This window comes from Alkalihalobacterium sp. APHAB7 (assembly GCF_048323755.1).
GTDB lineage: Bacteria > Bacillota > Bacilli > Bacillales > Bacillaceae_F > Alkalihalobacterium.
The window spans coordinates 1-17874 of record NZ_JBLWFS010000026.1 but is presented as its reverse complement, the minus strand read 5'-3'; the positions used below and the strand labels follow the sequence as shown (position 1 = coordinate 17874).

The following is a 17874-nucleotide window of genomic DNA, read 5'->3' as shown; positions in this document are numbered from 1 at the left end:
AATAACGGATTGTAATTTATCATAATAGTATTGAAGGTAACGCTTCATATTTATAATTTTCATAGTAGAGGAGGCTGCTATCGTGAGTAAAAGCCAAAGTGTCTATGACCAATTAAAACGGCCATTGCGAGATTTACGTATTTCAGTGACAGACAAATGTAACTTTCGCTGTACGTATTGCATGCCTGCCGAACTGTTTGGACCCGACTATCCATTTTTAGAACGGCATGAAATTCTTTCCTTTGAGGAAATAGAACGATTAACTAGACTATTCGTGAATTCTCTCGGTGTTAAAAAGATTAGAATCACGGGTGGTGAACCGTTAATGCGGAAAGATTTGCCTCAACTTATTGAGAAGATTAATAAGATTGACGGCATCGAAGATATTGCGATGACAACAAACGGTGTACTTTTACCTAAATATGCAAAAGCTTTAAAAGAAGCTGGCTTAATGCGAGTTTCTATCAGTTTAGACTCTTTGGATGACGATTTATTCGGTAAAATTAACGGTCGAGGGGTTACGGTGAAAGCTGTCCTTGATGGTATTGAAGCAGCTAAGGAAGCTGGTTTATCAGTTAAAATCAATATGGTCGTTAAACGCGGGATGAACGATAAAGAAATTGTTCCTATGGCTAAATTTTTCCGTGAACAAGGCCATATTCTCAGGTTTATAGAATTTATGGATGTTGGAAATACAAATGAGTGGCGCCTTGATGATGTTTATTCAAAAAAGCAAATTATTAACGATATCCATGAAGTTATGCCACTCGAACCTATTGAACCAAACTATGTCGGTGAAGTTGCAACTCGATACCGCTACGTTGGTTCAGAGGATGAAATTGGTGTTATTTCTTCAGTGACCGACGCATTTTGTAAAAGCTGTAACCGAGCTCGAATTTCGGCAGAAGGAAAACTTTACACGTGCCTATTCTCTTCTAGCGGTCATGATTTACGTGAGATTGTTCGCTCTTCTCTTTCTGATGAAGAAGTATCAAAACATATTGAAAGTATTTGGGAAGGTCGTAAAGATCAATATTCTGTCGATCGCAGCCACCTTAAACACAAACGAAAAAAAATTGAAATGTCCCACATCGGAGGTTAACACCGGTGCCTGGCACCGCATTTCAGCATAATAAAGGAGTGGAAGTTATGAGTTCGTGTAAACTGGATCATCCTTTAGAAGATGTACGTAAGAAGTTAGAGGATCAACAAGCGTTTTTACCCACTGAACTATATGAGGCTACTGAGCAATTTTTAAATGAGCCTCTTAGTCAAGCTCAACTGAATGAACTGTTTCATTTATTAAAAAAGTACGATTTAGTATCGAAAGAAGAGCAAAAAGATCGTAATGTAAAACTGAAACAGCTGATCAAATAAATAAAGAGGTTGACCTTCATTTCTACTCAAAAGGTCAACCTCTTTTATATATCTAACACTTGTGTTAAGCTTCTTGCCTTTTCTTCCCATTTAACGATACGAGTCCGTACAATATGAGTAACTGCTCCTTTTTAGATAACCGTCTCCATTCGCGCACTTTAAATAACACTACTCTTACCTCCCATTCCTCATGCTATAGTTTTTCCTTATAAGTGGATCTAGGAAGTTATCAACTAAAATAGAAGTTTTTGTAACGTTACTTTACAAGTACCCGACTTTTGTAGCATCTAAACTCTTTTTTGAAAATAATTTTATTGTAGTTAAGAAGACCCTACTTATTAATAAGGCTAGCTTTGTTATAAGGTATTGTGCTATAAGATTGAACAACATACCCTCTTGCTCTATAAACGCTTCTGCAAGGTCGCTCTCCAACTATCTGATAGTTCTTCTACAGCTAAAACTCTTTTGATACCTTTAACATTATCTTTTTCCTTAAACATAATTGTATTTGCGAAGTCGACACTAACTGCATGCGGGTGACGTTCAATCAGTTCAATTGTGTCATTTTCTTCCACAAATCCTTCTTCCAGCACACGAAAGTAGTAACCAGTAAACCCAGTGTCTTGAACTCGTACAACAAGATCATCGACTTCATTTCTTCTAGCTAACTTAAAACAAGGTTGGCGCGGTTGGCTCACTTGAACGACGACGTCACCAACTTTATATGTATCTCCAATGTATACTCCTTTTTCTACCATTCCTTTCACCGTTAAATTCTCACCAAATGCACCATTTGTCATTTCTTTATTGAGATCTTTCTTCCAATAAGCATAATGCTCGTAAGGATAAACACATACAGCCTTATCTTTTCCACCATGATTTTTCAAATCAGCTTGTCCATCGCCCTCAACATTAAGTTTTCCTATAAATACTGAACCTTCAACTCGTGATTTATATATACCTGTTGTTAATTCTTTTCCGTTATGATCAATTGTCATTGGTTTTCCAATTTGTATAGACATACAAGTCATCGACATTTAGGGTCACTCCTATCTCGTTCTCTTTTTGATAATTTTACCATATCGAGAACATCATATCTAATTCGATTAGATCAGTAGTAGCTCATATAAAATGAAAAAAGTGCTTAGTTAGACTACCTTAATTTGAACTACCAATAAAGTACGCTCCACCTCAATTAATCAATAAAGGCTACTTATGCATCTCTGTATCCTTATCCAAACACCTTACTTTTCCTTTTCTTTGATCTTCTCATAGATGCTTTCTAATTCTTTCAAAGACAGTTCACCTAAAGAATTTTTGATATCATCTTCTATTATTTTTCGATTACTTTCACGGTATTGTTCCCACCATTCTCGCAATCCTTCAGTGTGATTAAAAAGGTATTCAATATCTATCTCTTCAACTTCATCATCAGAAAGATAATTTAGTACTGCTGCCAACAAACGGGTAAGCCTGCCAACTTCATCACCGTTCTCTTCCAGATTTTCTATTACTTCTTCTGTGCCCTCTTCTGCTGGTTTTGGTTTACGCGGCATGATTTTCCCTCCTCAGTGACTTTGAATTAGTTGTTTTAGTATTACCTATCATGCAAATGAGCTATACAACTTAACAAATTAACAAACACTCTTTATTCATAAACAACCTATACTAAACAAAATAAAAATACCCAAATCGTCTGAAATGGGTATTTACTCATCAATTATTATTTTGTCGTTGAGACTTTATTTCCCACTTGCTCATTAATCGAGGAGAGGATTGCATAAAGAGTCCGTATAGTCGGTGTTGGGACACCTAACTCGCTTCCTTTACGGACAAAATATCCGCAAAGGGATTCAACCTCCATCTTCTTACCACTTTCCCGATCTTGCAGCATTGATGTTTTATGGGCTCTCGCTACTTCGGATAACGGAAAAATTTGGTCCACCCATTCTTGTTCAAAAGTAATACCTAAAGCTCGCCCTACACTAAGGGCTTCTTCTAAAATAGTTTCAGCCGTCGTACGTAGATGCTTTTCATCAAGGATATCTCCTACAGGAGCTAATGCAGCTGCAGATAATGGATTAAACGTGGCATTCCAAAGTAATTTGGCCCACTTTTTTTCTACTATGGAGTCAGCAATTTCAACATCTACGTTTGCTTGATGAAGAAGATCCCTCCATGTCGCAGCACTACTGTTCGTTTCCGATAAAGCACCCATCACAATCGTTTGTATTTCATGAAAACGCTGAATGACACCTGGTTCAACCACTTTTGTCGATACGTATGTAACTCCAGCAACGATACGATTTTCTCCTAACACTGCAGACAACACTTCTTCATTATCTACCCCATTTTGAAGTGTTAATACAGACGCATCCTTTTTTAAATAAGGAGCAATCTCTTCAGCTAACGTTCTCGTTTCTGTGGATTTTACCGTAAATAATATAAGATCTGCTTTTTCAACAGCTTTAATATCATTTGTAAATTCTCCATAAACCGTATATGTCTCTTGAGGTGATCGAATTTCAAGTCCTTTTTCATTCATTTTTTCTAAATGGGCACCTCTAGCAATGAACGTCACGTCAACCCCTGATCTTTTTAGGGCTGCCCCATAATAACCGCCAACTGCACCTGCACCAACAACACATATTTTCATAATTTCCCCTCCGGTTTTAAGATGTTTCATTTTCTAAATAAAGAAAAGACTAATTTGTGGGATAAACGCGATCGCCAATAAAGAAATAATAAAGGCAACAATAAAAGGCACTGCTTTTCTACCAATAACAGTAATTGGAATTTTTGTCATTGCACTAGCTATATAAAGATTAACGCCGACTGGTGGTGTTACATAACCAATCGCTAAAGCGATAATCATGATTACTCCAAAATGAATAGGATCGATTCCTACTTGCATTACAACAGGTAAGAAGATTGGTGTAAGAATTAAAATAGATGCTAGTGTTTCCATAATCATCCCCACGATCAATAAGAAAAGGATAATTAAAAGAAGAATTAATATTTTATTTTCTGTTAAAGAGGTCATCATTGAAGCCACCGATTGAGGGATTTTCAATAGAGTTAGAACTCTACCAAAAACACTCGCCACTGCTACTATTAAAATGGCAGGTACGGTAACCTTAATGGACTCCTGGAGAATTAATAAGTAATTTTTAAAATTGACAGTACGATACACAAATGCACTTATACCGAGCGCATAGACAACCGCGATAACTGCCGCTTCTGTCGGTGTAACAATCCCGCCATATATTCCGCCTAAAATAATAACTGGAGCTAATAGGGCAAAAAAACCATCTTTAAACGTCTTAAAGAACCCATTTTTCTTCATATCATCATAGACAGCCATAATTTGTTCTTTATTTTCTCCTTTATTTTTACAATAAATATACGCATAAATCATTAACGCTAACCCAATGATAATACCTGGCAAAATCCCAGCTAGAAATAGGTCACCAACTGATTGGTTAGCTGACATCCCATAAATGATAAATGGAATACTTGGTGGAATAATAACGCCTAACCCACCAGACGTAGCAATCATTGCTGTACTAAACCCTCGATCATAGCCAAGTTTCGTTAAAATCGGAATAGCCATTGCTCCAACCGCTGCTACAGTAGCCGGACTTGAACCCGATATTGCTCCATAAAAGAGACATGTAGTAATTGCTGCAATCGGAATTCCGGCTGTACGATTTCCGAACATGTAAATAAATACATTAAATAACCGTTCTGACATTCCACCTTTAGCCATAATTGTACCGGATAAAATGAATAACGGGACGGCTAGCAATGGATAACTGTCTAAGGATGAGACCATATTACGTACGATGTAAGAAAGGTTGACACTAATGTCTAAGACAGACCCTGATAAAATGGTGATAAAACCAAGGGATATTCCTATGGGTATTGTCAATGCCAATAAAATTACTAAGAGAAGAAATAATAATATAATCATAGAATCTCCCTTTCTTTTCCTCTTATAGTTCTACAGATTGCTTATTTTCCGGAGCCAGTTTGCTTTTTTGTGTTACTTTTAAGATGTACTTTTGTATGATACGTAAAGCCGTTAATCCAAAACCAACCGGCAACGCCAAGTAGACATATTTAAAAGGGATGCCTAACGCTGCACTCGTTTGCATCGTGCCAGAAAGGTTGTTATAGACGTCCATCCCGCCAATTACCATAATTACACTAAATAAAAAAATTGCAATATCTCGTAAAACCGCAAACATGGATTGTATTTTAGGACTTACATATTCTAACAGGATATCTATTTTTAAATGAAGATCTCCTTTTGTCGCATAACTTATACCGATAAATGCGATCCAAATAAATAAATATCTACTAATTTCTTCCGGCCAAGAAAGGGAAGCATTCATCACATAACGCATAAAAACTTGAGAGGACATAATAACGACTAAGCTGCACATGGTGATAGAAATAAGCACCATTTCAAAATGTTTATCCAGCCACTTGATGTATTTCATTAGGACCACATCCAAACTCGATAGTTTTAATACGAGGCTGACCGTGAATAGTGCGCCCAAAATTTATAAAGGATCCCCCTAATAAATTTGTGCTTGCTATTAAACAATCAGCCCCACATTATTTACGATTAACAATTTTAATAGCTTTCTGCCTCTGAAATCATTAGATCAACTAACTCATCTCCAACTTGTCCACGAATCGTTTCAATTACAGGGCTTGTCTTTTCTCTGAATTTCTCTAGCTCGTCATCAGTAATTTCATTAACCGTTAATCCAGTATCTTTTAACACTTGGATATACTCTTCATCTTTTTCATCTAAGAAATTTGTTCCAAATTCGACAGCTGATGCAAACCCTTCATCAACAAGTGCTCGAAGATCTTCTGGAAGACTATCATAAAAATCTTTGTTAATGACAGCTTGAAGAGATTGGAAAATACTCTTTATGTTCGTTACGTGTTCTTGTGCTTCATGGAATTTCATTAATACGGTTAATTCATACGGGTTTTCTTGTGCATCTACGGTTCCTTGTTGTAATGAAGTGTACACTTCATTAAAAGGAATCGGTGTTGGATTCGCGCCTAACGCTCTCCAAGCTTCAATATGATTTGAATTTTCTAGCGTTCTAATTCTCAATCCTTTAACATCTTCTACTGACGTAACCTGGACCCCATTTGTAGATAAGATACGGAACCCTTGGTCAGTAAAACTCATCAGCTTAAAACCCTTCTCTTCATAGTATGGTGCTATCTTTTCAAACAAAGGACCATCTGTTCTAAATACGTGTCTTGCATGTTCTTTCGATGTGAATAAGTATGGGATATCAAAAACTGCTACTTCAGGAACAAAGTTTGCTCCTACTCCAGTCGAAGTTATTGTTGCTGTAATGTCCCCATTTTGCACCCCTTCTAGAATCTCTCGCTCGCCACCTAATTGAGCATTAGGGTAAACTTCAACTTTAAGGCGTCCCTCACTTTGTTCTTCCACTTCTTCTTTAAATTTGAGAAATGCTTGATGTAAACCAATCGCCTCGGAAGCTACGTGTGCCATTGTGATTGTGTAGGTTTCTCCATCACCAGAATTTCCGTTGCTATTACCACTATCATTATTACCAGAACTTTCATTAGAAGAACATGCCGCCGAAATGAGAAGCATCATAGCTAAGAGCATTACTAACGTGGTTTTATTAAATCGTTTCATTTATTTTCCTCCCTTATCCGGTAATGTTGGGCTGCTTAGTTGTTTGCTTTTAACGTTCGGAATTCTTCCCTTTACAACCTCAGAAACACGAGGAAGCGCTTACATGTTAGTGATTAACTCATCGACATATTGATCTCCATGGTTGGATACAATAAATTATCCACTCCATACTGCAAATCTAACTGAGCAGCCGCCAGAGAAGAATTCCTTTAAGTATGATTGGTAACTAATCTAAATGATTATTACTCAACTAAATCAGGCTGTTCTTTAATGATACGGTCCCAAAGCGGCTGAAAACTAAACCATCCGGCTAAGTCTGAGCCAACTTGTTTACTCGTAATTTTTGCATAATCTTTATCAATTAAAACCGGAGTTCCTGCTGCTTCAGCCATCAATTGTGCTTGAGCAGAACGTTCCATTGTGATAAACCACCATGCTGCTTCATCAACGGTCTTCCCTACTGTTAATAAGCCATGGTTTCGCAAAATTGCAGCCTTATGCTGCCCTAATGCATTTGCAATTCTTTCGCCTTCTTCCGTATCTAAGACAACTCCTGTATAATCATCGAATAAAACATGATCATCATAAAAAGCACAAGCATCTTGGGTAATAGGATCTAGTAATCTCCCTAAAGAAGACCACGTTTTACCATACGTAGAATGAGCATGAGCCGCTGCGACAACATCAGGACGAGCTGCATGAATTTGAGAGTGAATCGCAAACGCAGCGCGATTAACGGGACGCTTTCCTTCAACTACGTCTCCTTCATGATTAACTAGGATAAGATCGGATGCTTTAATTTGACTAAAGTGCATTCCAAATGGATTTACCCAAAAGTGGTCTCCTTCCCCAGGATCACGTACCGTAATATGTCCTGCTACCCCCTCATCAAAACCAAATTTAGAGAACAATCGAAACGCAGCTGCAAGACGTTCTTTTAAATGATTACGCTCCTCTTCTACCGTTTTGAATTTTGGCAATAAATCCTCTAGCGACATAAAATTTTCATACGTTTTTCCCATTTCATTCACTCTCCTTTAAAATTTAAAGAATTACCTAAATCTAATGCAATTAGTTACACAACTAACAAACTAACCGGTTAGTATGCAGTGGTCAAAAAAAGAGAAAATTACATTTAGTTCTTCATTTTCTCTTTTAGCGTTTCGACTCAATACAGACTATCCCTACTCAGGAATAAAATCTCATCTACCTATTCCTTTTGTAACCAAAACTTGCTAATTGTAACAACTATCAAGTAGTATACTATAAATCTTAAAAAATAGCATTATATTTTACATAATTTTCAGAATTAATAGTATTCAAACGCTTACACTCAAATTTTCTATACGCTAAATATAATGGATATCAGTACATTACTACTTTTTCTACATTTACAAACCCTTCAATCTTAAGGTAAAATTAATGTAATTAAATGAAGTGGTTTTCTAGGGTTCCGCAGTTAATCTGGTCTGGTCCGAGAGAAAACGCACAGTTCTTTTAACTGTGTTCACGGAGGGACAAAAGCCCGGGAGGATATTACTTTATAATATCTTCCCGGGCTTTTTACATTGAGTAGGATTAGACAAAGAGGTGTTATTATGTCGAAAGTGTGGTTGACAGTTTTCATTGCTGCATTTTTTGAAGTCATTTGGGTTATTGGGTTGAAGCATTCCTATAATTTATGGACTTGGATTGCAACAGCCATTGCTATTTTTGTTAGCTTTTATTTAATGATAATGGCGGCCAGCAGACTTCCTGTTGGTACGGTTTATGCTGTTTTTGTAGGGTTAGGAACGGTTGGTACAGTATTAGCTGATATCATCATTTTTAATGAACCATTTCAACCTGTAACAATCATTCTTATTTTATTTTTATTAATCGGTGTGATTGGTCTAAAAGTTGTTAGTCCAGGTAAGACAACAGTGAAAGGAGACAAATCCTAATGGAATGGGTGTATTTGACAATAGCTGGCGTATCAGAAATGATCGGCGTTGTAATGATTAATAAACTTCACAAAGATCGTAATTGGCAAGCATTAGTATATTTACTTTCTGCATTCGGAGGAAGTTTTCTATTCCTTGCCCTTGCAATGGAAACTTTACCGATGTCTACAGCGTATGCCGTTTGGACTGGAATTGGTGCTGCTGGGGGAGCTATTCTAGCCATTATTTATTACGGGGAACCGAAAAGCGTATCTCGTCTTTTTTTCATTTTTATTATTATTAGTGCAACAATTGGTTTAAAGTTAGTATCACCGGTTTAAATGGTTATGCTGTATTAAATGCAACAATACTGCATGTATTTTCACTTCCAAGTACAAAATAAAAATAAAATTTATTGGACTATTAATATTCCCCCTTAGATTTGTCTTGGAGGCTATCCTTATGTGGAAGGAAATAAAGATTGAAAGCTGGCATGAGTTTAATGATGTCATCTCTCATTTGCATTATAATGAATGGATTTTTCGAGGTCAGAGAAATTCTGTCTGGGACTTACAATCTTCATTGTTTCGAGAAATTCAAAAAGTTACCAAACAACCGACCAATGAAGATTGTGTCACGATAGAAAATAAAATGGTGAACGAATTTTATTCGTCTGCGCACTTGTATTCTTCTTTAGAATTCCAAGTGCCCATTAAAGAAAACGAGAAAGACTTGGTTAATTTTAGACTAGAACCTTTGTCTGTCATGCAGGATTATGGAACGCCCACTCGATTACTAGATTGGACGCGCTCACCTTACATAGCAGCCTTTTTTGCTTTAGATGGGGCTGAGGATAACTTTAGTATTTATGCATTAAATGTAAGGGAACTTGAGAAATTCGATAATGACCGTTATGGTGACGTATTCTATCAATATAAACGAGCCATATTTTCTCCAGAAACAATCTCAGAATTATTCATATTTCGTTATGATCCTTACCAAAAAAATGAACGGCTTAGAATTCAACAAGGTGTGTTTCTCGTACCGAGTGTCATTAATAAGACAATGGACGATATCCTAGAAGTTTATAACATTGAAGACAACAAGCTGAATGGGAAAGATGTAACATACAAATTGACCTTTAATAAAGAAAACCTTCAAGATTATTGGTATAAGCTCGCGCAAATGAACATTACCCACGAAACGATCTACCCAGGACTTGAAGGCTTCTGTCGCTCACTCAAGCTCCATATCCTCCTATAAAAGAAGAGTGCCAGGTACCTTCAACACATTGAAGTGTTAAAGGTACCTGGCACCTCCATCAATACCCTTTTCTATACTCCCTACTACCCACTTACAAAAGAACTTTCTTTCACGTAAAACCGCCACGGATACTGTTTGGCTTCACCACTATTATCAATCCCTATCCTTGGACCAACGGCAATATCCTCGCATGGTATTGATTTGCCTTCAGCTATCCACAATGGCGGTTCAAAAAACGGACGGCCATAATCTTCTTTAACAATGCCCATGGCCTTCGTTAATTTTCCAGGACCACTCGTTAAGTCACGGTCATTTTTTGCTTTTCTTCTTCGCTCGTACATGAGATCAATTCCTATATATGGCTCAATGGCTCGAATTAGTACTGCTTCAGGATGACCTACGTCACCACTCACGACATTAACGAGACAATGAGTGTGCATTACATATGTATATACATAACCAGGTGGCCCGAACATTACTTCCGTTCGTTTCGTGCGTCGATTATTAAAGCTATGTGCAGCTTGATCATCCGGTCCAATATACGCTTCAGTTTCAACAATCCAGCCAGCTGTGACTCCTTGATCTGTTTGCTTTATAAGTAATTTTCCAAGGAGTGCCTTCGATAACTCGAGAGTACTTTGTTGAAAAAATGGCGCTTGTACAGGTTCATGCATGTCAACCTCACCTCGATACCAATAAAAACTTAGTTCTGATCTTGTTTACTTTCATAGACTTCCCATTCATAAGATGATGAACTGCTATTCCTTGAATAGAGTGTTCCCCTTGTAAGTGCGTATTAACCACCTTTACCCTTAGCTAATGTACGATAAGGCTTTAATGTATTTTCATCAACTTCTTTAATAACCCACTCAGCTAAGAGCCCTGTCCAAAATCGTTGTCGTACTCAATCTTCAAACCCAACTTAAATATCTACTCCACTAAACATATACATCATCTTTTGGCAATTTCCCACTTAATTTATTCTTTCCCAAGACAAGTCTGCAAAATTAGACGATAACAGACACTGCTTCACTCACTTAACTGCTACGTTCTGTCTTTTTGCTTCAACCTTACTTTGCTCAGCACGTTTCCAAACAACTACTAATAGAACACCCACAATTCCGATTAAGCCTCCAAAGTAAAAGCCAGCCGAAAGGTCAAACACAGAATTCAACATTCCTGCTACAAAAGGACCCACAAACATTCCCACAGCGTATACAGCTTGATAAAATCCCATCGCAGTTGCTCGTTTCTCATCCTCGACTGATTCAATCGACATACCGAGAAGTAACGGAAGCACCACCCCTAACGCAAAACCGTTAATACCTTGTGTGAGAAGTAATAAACTAAAAGATGAAACGAGTGGAATTATCCCTGTCATGAAAGAGCTAACGACGAAACCAACAAATAGTGTTCCCCAATGACCGAGTCGAGGCGCTAGCCACTTTCCTACAACAATTGCGGCAAAAGCATGTGGAACGACAAAAACAATAACTAAATAGCTTAATCCTACAGTCGAAGCTCCAAGCTGCAACGCGTAATTAGGAGAAAAACCAAAGATCGTAATAAAGATTATGCTGTAAGCTAAAACGGAAAGAAGAGTTACTTTAATTAACTGCGGCTCTTTAACAATTGTGACTAGCTCTTTAACCTTTATAGGCTTTCTCGAAACACCTCCTTTCTCTTCTTTTAGCCAAAAGCATAAGACTAATCCAATCACTCCTGCGATACCACCCATCCAAAACGGTACCATCCAACCGAATTTATCAACCACTATGCCACTAAAAATCATACTCACTAACTGACCAAGAACCATTGTGACACTAATCCAACCCATCGCTTTCGTAATTTCTTTCTTTGAAAAATAACTCGCATATAAAACAGTAAACGCCACCCAAGTTGAAGCACTTACGCCAGCCAGAGCTCTAAATAGTAGCGTCCACCCTAATTGATCCGTCAATATAAATCCAAAACAACTCATACTGCCGATGGCAATTCCTAGTATAATAAAAGGGCGGCGGCGTTGGATGACATCAGAATAAATTCCAAGTGGTAGACGAATAAGCATTTGTAATAAGCCATAACTTCCTACTACAACACCAATGAACATATAGGTAGCCCCTAAAAAATCTAAGTAGGCTGTTAATATTGGGACGTAACTATAAATTGTAAACCAATACATAACTGTGATAAGAATAAAAATTAAATGCTCTACTTTCGTGACATTTGAATGCGTTTCCTCCCTCACTACAATCCCCCCCATACCTCTTCTACCCTATGCTACTCTTATTAAAAGTATTAAAACCTTAACCAATCAAATGGTAAAATCACTCTACTTTTATCCTATCTTAATTAGTCTAATAGAACAGAAACCTATTAAGGTCTAGGTTTAATGGCCAGTATAAAAATATTGAAAACCACGGTGGAAAATGTACTTTGAAAGTGAAATCGGAAAAGGTGCTCTAGAAGTAATATACTTTTAGAACACCCTTTTTACTTTTATAAAATTTGTTGAATACTATAATATAGTAACTTATTAGGGGAACAATACGGTCTTAAATCGTATTGCTCTTCAATCGGCATCCGACCATGATAATTCCGTCTGGATTGACTTTCTCTAATTCCATAATATAGTTAGGTAACAGAATATTCCAAGAAGAATGAATATCCTCTTTAATAATTGGAGAGCTAATTTTCCGCCTTTTCTGGGTACATTTTTTTACCTCCCCCAATATTATTAGTATACTATAAAAAGCTTTTTAAAATATACTCTTCTCCTATAATTGTGAAGAGATCTATATAAAGGAGAGATGGATATGTACATCGTGCATTCAATTGTTGTCGTTCCAGACGATAAGGTAAAAGAAGTTATTTCACTATATCAAAATCGTTCTCGTTCCGTAGATAGTGAAGAAGGTTTTATTTCGTTTAAATTATTACATAATGAAGTTAAAAAAGGAGAGTTAACTGTACAAATGGAGTGGGAATCTGAAGAACATTATTTCAAATGGATTAAAAGTGATAATTTTAAACAAATACATGAACTCGAGAAGAAATATCCTGATTATGAATTAGCTTCAATAAAACCAATCGTACAACGCTTTAAGGTGGTTGCGACATGATAGATTTAGCGGTTAAAGAGAAGATTGTTGACGAAATTGTTAAGAAGTTTTACACAAGATATCCAAGCTTAGCGGAGCAATTTGGTGAAAATGGGAAGAAACGAACGAGAGAAGATAACCATTACCACCTTCAGTATTTAGATACGGCATGGAAGTTACAGAATAAAAAAGTATTTATAGACTATTCTTTATGGTTGAATGAGGTTTTAACTTCCAGAAACGTAAGTACAACTCTTGTTATCGAAAATTTCCAATGGCTAAAAGAAGAAATCAGTGGCTTACTGGACGAAGAAGTTGAAATATTTTATACAGAAACATTAAATGAAGCTATTGATACACTGGAAGCCAGTGGTACAGAATAAATGGTCCAAAGCTGTTTATTGTAAGACATTTACAATAGGCAGCTTTATTTTAATTTATTTTCATACATATTTTAACCTTCCTTACACTATTGATAAATATTCCCTCTAAAAAAACGACAAAAACATTTCTTATGTAACAATTATATTACATTCTAGCAAAATTCATTGTTATTAGACATGAAACATATTAAAATTTGAGAGACTAGTAAAAGCATAAACTTTCCAACGTAGGGAAAGTTATATATAAAAGGAGAGTAATAGAATGAAAAGGAAGTTAACACATGTAGTTATCGCTACAGCTTTAGCTGCAACCCTTCTTAGTGCGGCACCTGCAACATCCTATGCTAATCCTCCCACGAATTATTCAGCACAGATAGAAGATTTAGAGGATAAGATACGTACATATGACAATAAGATAATTGAAGCTATTGTAAAGATTGAAGAACTGACAAAAGAAATCGAAGGAGCTCAACAAAACATTTCAGACAATCAACAAAAGATTGAAGAAGCTCAAAAAAAGTTTGATAGTCTGAAAGAAATTTATTTTGATAGACTACGTGCCATCCAACAAAACGGACAAAGTCCTATGCTTACTTATATTGATGTCATCTTATCCTCAAATGGATTTGGAGACCTAATAGAACGCGTTACACTAATCTCTCAAGTAATAGAACAAGATCAAAAGTTACTAGAAAACTTAGAAAAAGCTGAGCGTGAACTGAACGCACTACAAGAAGATCTTGAAAAAGAACAAGAACGGTTCGAAAAGAATAAGCAAACGGTAAAAGAAGAACAAGCAACACTCGAACAAAACAAAAGATCCGTTATGCAAGAGTTAGAAGAGGTTAAAGAATTACAACGTCAAGAAGAAATTCGGATTGCTGAAGAGGCTAGAAGAGCGGCCGAAGAAGCACGTCGAGCAGAAGAAGAGCGACAAGCACAATTAGCTCAACAAGCTAATCAAACAGAACAAGTTAGTCAAACAAACCAAGCGATTTCTAGTCAACCGACTGTAACAAATACAAACACAGCACAAGCTCCAACAAATACTGCGGCTAACAACAACACAACTAGCAGCCCTGCTCAACCTGTAAGCGCTGGAAACTCAGACAAAGCAACTGCTGTGATTAATTATAGTAAACAATTTTTAGGAACACCTTATGTCTGGGGAGGAACAACGCCAAGTGGATTTGATTGCTCAGGATTCACTTCTTATGTGTTCCGCTCAGTTGGTGTAAATTTACCGAGAACTTCTAGGCAACAAGCTACAGTTGGTGTAGCCGTATCACCAAGCCAAGTTCAGCCTGGAGACTTAATTTTTAGAGGAAGCCCAATCCATCATGTTGGAATTTATATTGGAAATGGACAATACATACACTCTCCACAAACTGGAGATGTTGTAAAAATCTCATCTTATAATCCATCAAGACATACACAAGCACGCAGAGTATTAAATTAATTCAATATTAAAATTTACGAACCGTTGAAAAGGGTGGCTCAATATTGAGCTACCCTTTTACTATGTTTTATATAACCGATTCCTTACTGCTGTTGGTTTTGCTGTTGTTGAGCTTGCTGAATTTGCTGAGCAGCCTGTTGTAACTGTTGCTGCGCTTGCAAATAATTTTGCTGTTGAGCTGGTTGCGCGCCACTTTGTGCTTGCTGAATTTGCTGTTGAGCTTGTTGTAACTGTTGCTGCGCTTGTTGAAGCGCCTGAGGATTAGCTTGTTGTGTCGCTTGTTGAACTGCTTGTTGGGCTTGTTGAATAGCTTGCTGTGCTTGTTGGGCAGCTTGGTTTTGCTGATTTTGTTGCATTGATGACTCTCCTTTTAAAAGTAAAGTATAGTTACTCGTTTATTTTGCCTTTGTGCATTAATTACATACTGTGTTTTTTCTTATCTTAAGCGTAGTTGGAGAAGATTGGAATTTCGAAAAAATAAAAATAGCTGAATTAGACATATTTGTCCAATTCAGCAGATAATACCACTTCAAATTAACTTATCTTCCCATGTCATTTCCCTATTAGTAAAAATGAGAATGAGCACTTACAAAAAAAAAGACCAATGTAAGTCGATCTTCTACCTTACTCTAAAACTATGTAATGGTGCGGGTGAAGGGACTCGAACCCCCACGTCAAAGACACTAGATCCTAAGTCTAGCGCGTCTGCCAATTCCGCCACACCCGCAAAATACAAATGGTGAGCCATGAAGGACTCGAACCTTCGACCCTCTGATTAAAAGTCAGATGCTCTACCAACTGAGCTAATGGCTCATGAAGTTAATTCATGATGTTTCTCATGTCGTATAGGACGATGTTTCGTTTTGTTGGTCCTACCTGTTCCTTCCTCTACTAGCAATGCTTTGTAGCATGCTGTGTCGGAACAACTCGTAGCAATTTCACGTTGTCTTGCTCGCAACTGAGCTAACGGCTCTAAACAACTGTTTGAAAGTGGTGCCGGCGAGAGGACTTGAACCCCCAACCTACTGATTACAAGTCAGTTGCTGTACCAATTGAGCTACACCGGCAAAATGGTGGAGGATGACGGGCTCGAACCGCCGACCCCCTGCTTGTAAGGCAGGTGCTCTCCCAGCTGAGCTAATCCTCCATAAGAAATTTGATAAGCTGTGAATTTCTTCGTCAGTTTTTCCTTCCGATACTCACGTATTTAGATACGATCCGTTCCTTAGGACTTCACTTCCTCGACCTTCTTGCTTCTAGAAACCTTTTAAAATTGGTGACCCGTACGGGATTCGAACCCGTGTTACCGCCGTGAAAGGGCGGTGTCTTAACCGCTTGACCAACGGGCCAATATCTGGCTCCACAGGCAGGACTCGAACCTGCGACCGATCGGTTAACAGCCGATTGCTCTACCAACTGAGCTACTGTGGAAAAATATATGGTGGGCCTAAGTGGACTCGAACCACCGACCTCACGCTTATCAGGCGTGCGCTCTAACCAGCTGAGCTATAGGCCCATTATATATAATGGAGCGGGTGATGGGAATCGAACCCACGACATCAGCTTGGAAGGCTGAGGTTTTACCATTAAACTACACCCGCCTGTCATTAAGTTAAGTATACATGTTGTTTACAAGTATACTTCTTTACTAACAAGAAAATGGCGCGCCCTGAGAGATTCGAACTCCCGACCTTTTGATTCGTAGTCAAACACTCTATCCAGCTGAGCTAAGGGCGCATTATGGTGCCGAGGGCCGGACTTGAACCGGCACGGTAGTCACCTACCGCAGGATTTTAAGTCCTGTGTGTCTGCCAATTCCACCACCCCGGCAAAGCAGACAATTTTAAAAAATAGATTTTGGAGGCGGCACCCGGATTTGAACCGGGGATAAGGGTTTTGCAGACCCGTGCCTTACCACTTGGCTATGCCGCCAAGGCTGATTAACTATACAAGAATTGACTAATATCATAAGAGTAGCAATAAATCCTGTATCTATTGGCGGAGGAAGAGGGATTCGAACCCCCGCGCGGTTTAACCCGCCTGTCGGTTTTCAAGACCGATCCCTTCAGCCGGACTTGGGTATTCCTCCGTACCTAAAAATGATATATCTGGTGGACCCTGTAGGACTCGAACCTACGACCAATCGGTTATGAGCCGACCGCTCTGACCAACTGAGCTAAGGGTCCCTTTAATGGTAGCGGCGGAGGGAGTCGAACCCACGACCTCACGGGTATGAACCGTACGCTCTAGCCAGCTGAGCTACACCGCCATTATATAAAATACATATTTATATGGTGGAGCCTAGCGGGATCGAACCGCTGACCTCCTGCGTGCAAGGCAGGCGCTCTCCCAGCTGAGCTAAGGCCCCATAACTAAAATTGTGATAAGCTTCGTTCTTTGGCTGCGCTCACTACGTTAATCATGTACCTTTTAAAAGTACATTCCGCTACTCATGAACTTATCGCCTAGAACTACTCGCTTCTAAAAATCCTTATTTTGTTGAGAGTGGTTCTCTCAAAACTGGATAATGGCTAGATGAATTCAACGCTTTATTATTTGGATAAGTCCTCGACCGATTAGTATCTCTCAGCTCCACGTGTCGCCACGCTTCCACCCGAGACCTATCAACCTCATCATCTCTAAGGGGTCTTACTTACTTAACGTA

At 38.1% G+C, this 17874-nt stretch carries 18 protein-coding genes, 15 tRNA genes, 1 rRNA gene and 1 riboswitch; of the genes, 8 read left to right on the top strand and 26 right to left on the bottom strand.

Annotated features, from left to right (window positions below; all coding sequences use genetic code 11):
- The first annotated feature begins 79 nt into the window (after window positions 1-79).
- Both moaA and ACNSTQ_RS18960 read left to right on the top strand, forming a co-directional pair.
- A complete protein-coding gene (gene moaA / locus ACNSTQ_RS18965; RefSeq protein ID WP_418201383.1) occupies window positions 80-1102 on the top strand; it encodes a GTP 3',8-cyclase MoaA in 1023 nt (340 codons plus the stop codon).
- 47 nt (window positions 1103-1149) lie between these two features.
- Window positions 1150-1377, top strand: coding sequence for a hypothetical protein (locus tag ACNSTQ_RS18960; protein ID WP_418201351.1), 228 nt, complete (start codon window positions 1150-1152; stop codon window positions 1375-1377).
- Between the two features lie 401 nt (window positions 1378-1778).
- On the opposite strand, the gene ACNSTQ_RS18955 is transcribed toward ACNSTQ_RS18960, so the two are convergent.
- From ACNSTQ_RS18955 to ACNSTQ_RS18925, 7 genes are all read right to left on the bottom strand, one after another.
- A complete protein-coding gene (locus ACNSTQ_RS18955; protein WP_418201350.1) occupies window positions 1779-2414 on the bottom strand; it encodes an MOSC domain-containing protein in 636 nt (211 codons plus the stop codon).
- A 207-nt stretch (window positions 2415-2621) separates the two neighbouring features.
- Window positions 2622-2933, bottom strand: a complete 312-nt coding sequence (locus ACNSTQ_RS18950; RefSeq protein ID WP_418201349.1) for a hypothetical protein — start codon at window positions 2931-2933, stop codon at window positions 2622-2624.
- 167 nt (window positions 2934-3100) lie between these two features.
- Window positions 3101-4033: a ketopantoate reductase family protein gene (locus ACNSTQ_RS18945; RefSeq protein WP_418201348.1), complete on the bottom strand. Its 933-nt coding sequence runs from the start codon at window positions 4031-4033 to the stop codon at window positions 3101-3103.
- Window positions 4034-4066: 33 nt separating this feature from the next.
- The gene (locus ACNSTQ_RS18940) at window positions 4067-5350 is read right to left on the bottom strand and encodes a TRAP transporter large permease (RefSeq protein ID WP_418201347.1); all 1284 of its coding nucleotides are present in this window, start codon (window positions 5348-5350) and stop codon (window positions 4067-4069) included.
- Window positions 5351-5372: 22 nt separating this feature from the next.
- A complete protein-coding gene (locus ACNSTQ_RS18935) occupies window positions 5373-5882 on the bottom strand; it encodes a TRAP transporter small permease (protein ID WP_418201346.1) in 510 nt (169 codons plus the stop codon).
- A 137-nt stretch (window positions 5883-6019) separates the two neighbouring features.
- Window positions 6020-7081 carry a TRAP transporter substrate-binding protein gene (locus tag ACNSTQ_RS18930; RefSeq protein WP_418201345.1) on the bottom strand — a complete coding sequence of 354 codons (1062 nt, stop codon included), beginning with the start codon at window positions 7079-7081 and terminating at the stop codon, window positions 6020-6022.
- A 242-nt stretch (window positions 7082-7323) separates the two neighbouring features.
- Window positions 7324-8103, bottom strand: a complete 780-nt coding sequence (locus ACNSTQ_RS18925) for a class II aldolase/adducin family protein (RefSeq protein WP_418201344.1) — start codon at window positions 8101-8103, stop codon at window positions 7324-7326.
- A 412-nt stretch (window positions 8104-8515) separates the two neighbouring features.
- A riboswitch (guanidine-I (ykkC/yxkD leader) is annotated at window positions 8516-8615 on the top strand.
- Window positions 8616-8679: 64 nt separating this feature from the next.
- On the opposite strand from ACNSTQ_RS18925, the gene ACNSTQ_RS18920 reads away from it, so the two are divergent.
- The 3 genes from ACNSTQ_RS18920 to ACNSTQ_RS18910 all read left to right on the top strand — a co-directional run bounded on the left by ACNSTQ_RS18920 (window position 8680) and on the right by ACNSTQ_RS18910 (window position 10266).
- Window positions 8680-9024: a DMT family transporter gene (locus ACNSTQ_RS18920; protein ID WP_418201343.1), complete on the top strand. Its 345-nt coding sequence runs from the start codon at window positions 8680-8682 to the stop codon at window positions 9022-9024.
- The gene (locus ACNSTQ_RS18915) at window positions 9024-9344 is read left to right on the top strand and encodes a DMT family transporter (protein WP_418201342.1); all 321 of its coding nucleotides are present in this window, start codon (window positions 9024-9026) and stop codon (window positions 9342-9344) included. Before ACNSTQ_RS18920 ends, ACNSTQ_RS18915 begins: the two co-directional genes overlap by 1 nt.
- Window positions 9345-9465: 121 nt before the next feature.
- On the top strand, window positions 9466-10266 hold the full coding sequence (locus ACNSTQ_RS18910) for an FRG domain-containing protein (RefSeq protein ID WP_418201341.1): 801 nt from the start codon (window positions 9466-9468) through the stop codon (window positions 10264-10266).
- A gap of 83 nt (window positions 10267-10349) precedes the next feature.
- Here the strand turns inward: ACNSTQ_RS18910 and ACNSTQ_RS18905 are convergent, their stop codons facing one another.
- Complete coding sequence (locus tag ACNSTQ_RS18905) at window positions 10350-10940, bottom strand: DNA-3-methyladenine glycosylase (RefSeq protein WP_418201340.1); 591 nt, start codon at window positions 10938-10940, stop codon at window positions 10350-10352.
- Window positions 10941-11299: 359 nt separating this feature from the next.
- Entirely contained in the window at window positions 11300-12514 is a 1215-nt protein-coding gene (locus tag ACNSTQ_RS18900; RefSeq protein ID WP_418201339.1) for an MFS transporter, read from the bottom strand.
- A gap of 568 nt (window positions 12515-13082) precedes the next feature.
- Between ACNSTQ_RS18900 and ACNSTQ_RS18895 the strand changes: the two genes are divergently transcribed.
- From ACNSTQ_RS18895 to ACNSTQ_RS18885, 3 genes are all read left to right on the top strand, one after another.
- The gene (locus ACNSTQ_RS18895; protein WP_418201338.1) at window positions 13083-13388 is read left to right on the top strand and encodes an antibiotic biosynthesis monooxygenase family protein; all 306 of its coding nucleotides are present in this window, start codon (window positions 13083-13085) and stop codon (window positions 13386-13388) included.
- A complete protein-coding gene (locus ACNSTQ_RS18890; RefSeq protein WP_418201337.1) occupies window positions 13385-13750 on the top strand; it encodes a hypothetical protein in 366 nt (121 codons plus the stop codon). The genes ACNSTQ_RS18895 and ACNSTQ_RS18890 overlap by 4 nt, the downstream gene beginning before the upstream one ends.
- A gap of 262 nt (window positions 13751-14012) precedes the next feature.
- On the top strand, window positions 14013-15209 hold the full coding sequence (locus tag ACNSTQ_RS18885; RefSeq protein ID WP_418201336.1) for an NlpC/P60 family protein: 1197 nt from the start codon (window positions 14013-14015) through the stop codon (window positions 15207-15209).
- Window positions 15210-15292: 83 nt separating this feature from the next.
- Here the strand turns inward: ACNSTQ_RS18885 and ACNSTQ_RS18880 are convergent, their stop codons facing one another.
- The 17 genes from ACNSTQ_RS18880 to ACNSTQ_RS18800 form a co-directional block, all read right to left on the bottom strand.
- A complete protein-coding gene (locus ACNSTQ_RS18880) occupies window positions 15293-15565 on the bottom strand; it encodes a hypothetical protein (RefSeq protein ID WP_418201335.1) in 273 nt (90 codons plus the stop codon).
- A 287-nt stretch (window positions 15566-15852) separates the two neighbouring features.
- Window positions 15853-15936 (bottom strand) — tRNA-Leu (locus ACNSTQ_RS18875).
- 10 nt (window positions 15937-15946) lie between these two features.
- Window positions 15947-16022 (bottom strand) — tRNA-Lys (locus ACNSTQ_RS18870).
- A 178-nt stretch (window positions 16023-16200) separates the two neighbouring features.
- Window positions 16201-16276 (bottom strand) — tRNA-Thr (locus ACNSTQ_RS18865).
- Between the two features lie 4 nt (window positions 16277-16280).
- A tRNA-Val gene (locus ACNSTQ_RS18860) sits at window positions 16281-16356 on the bottom strand.
- Between the two features lie 127 nt (window positions 16357-16483).
- A tRNA-Glu gene (locus ACNSTQ_RS18855) sits at window positions 16484-16558 on the bottom strand.
- 6 nt (window positions 16559-16564) lie between these two features.
- Window positions 16565-16640: transfer RNA gene (locus ACNSTQ_RS18850), tRNA-Asn, on the bottom strand.
- 8 nt (window positions 16641-16648) lie between these two features.
- Window positions 16649-16725: transfer RNA gene (locus ACNSTQ_RS18845), tRNA-Ile, on the bottom strand.
- 11 nt (window positions 16726-16736) lie between these two features.
- Window positions 16737-16810, bottom strand: a tRNA-Gly gene (locus tag ACNSTQ_RS18840).
- Window positions 16811-16869: 59 nt separating this feature from the next.
- Window positions 16870-16946 (bottom strand) — tRNA-Arg (locus tag ACNSTQ_RS18835).
- Window positions 16947-16950: 4 nt separating this feature from the next.
- Window positions 16951-17039: transfer RNA gene (locus ACNSTQ_RS18830), tRNA-Leu, on the bottom strand.
- Window positions 17040-17067: 28 nt separating this feature from the next.
- A tRNA-Cys gene (locus ACNSTQ_RS18825) sits at window positions 17068-17141 on the bottom strand.
- A 64-nt stretch (window positions 17142-17205) separates the two neighbouring features.
- Window positions 17206-17298, bottom strand: a tRNA-Ser gene (locus ACNSTQ_RS18820).
- 20 nt (window positions 17299-17318) lie between these two features.
- Window positions 17319-17395, bottom strand: a tRNA-Ile gene (locus ACNSTQ_RS18815).
- 6 nt (window positions 17396-17401) lie between these two features.
- A tRNA-Met gene (locus tag ACNSTQ_RS18810) sits at window positions 17402-17478 on the bottom strand.
- A 23-nt stretch (window positions 17479-17501) separates the two neighbouring features.
- Window positions 17502-17577: transfer RNA gene (locus ACNSTQ_RS18805), tRNA-Ala, on the bottom strand.
- A 188-nt stretch (window positions 17578-17765) separates the two neighbouring features.
- Window positions 17766-17874, bottom strand: a 23S ribosomal RNA gene (locus ACNSTQ_RS18800); the annotation flags it as partial.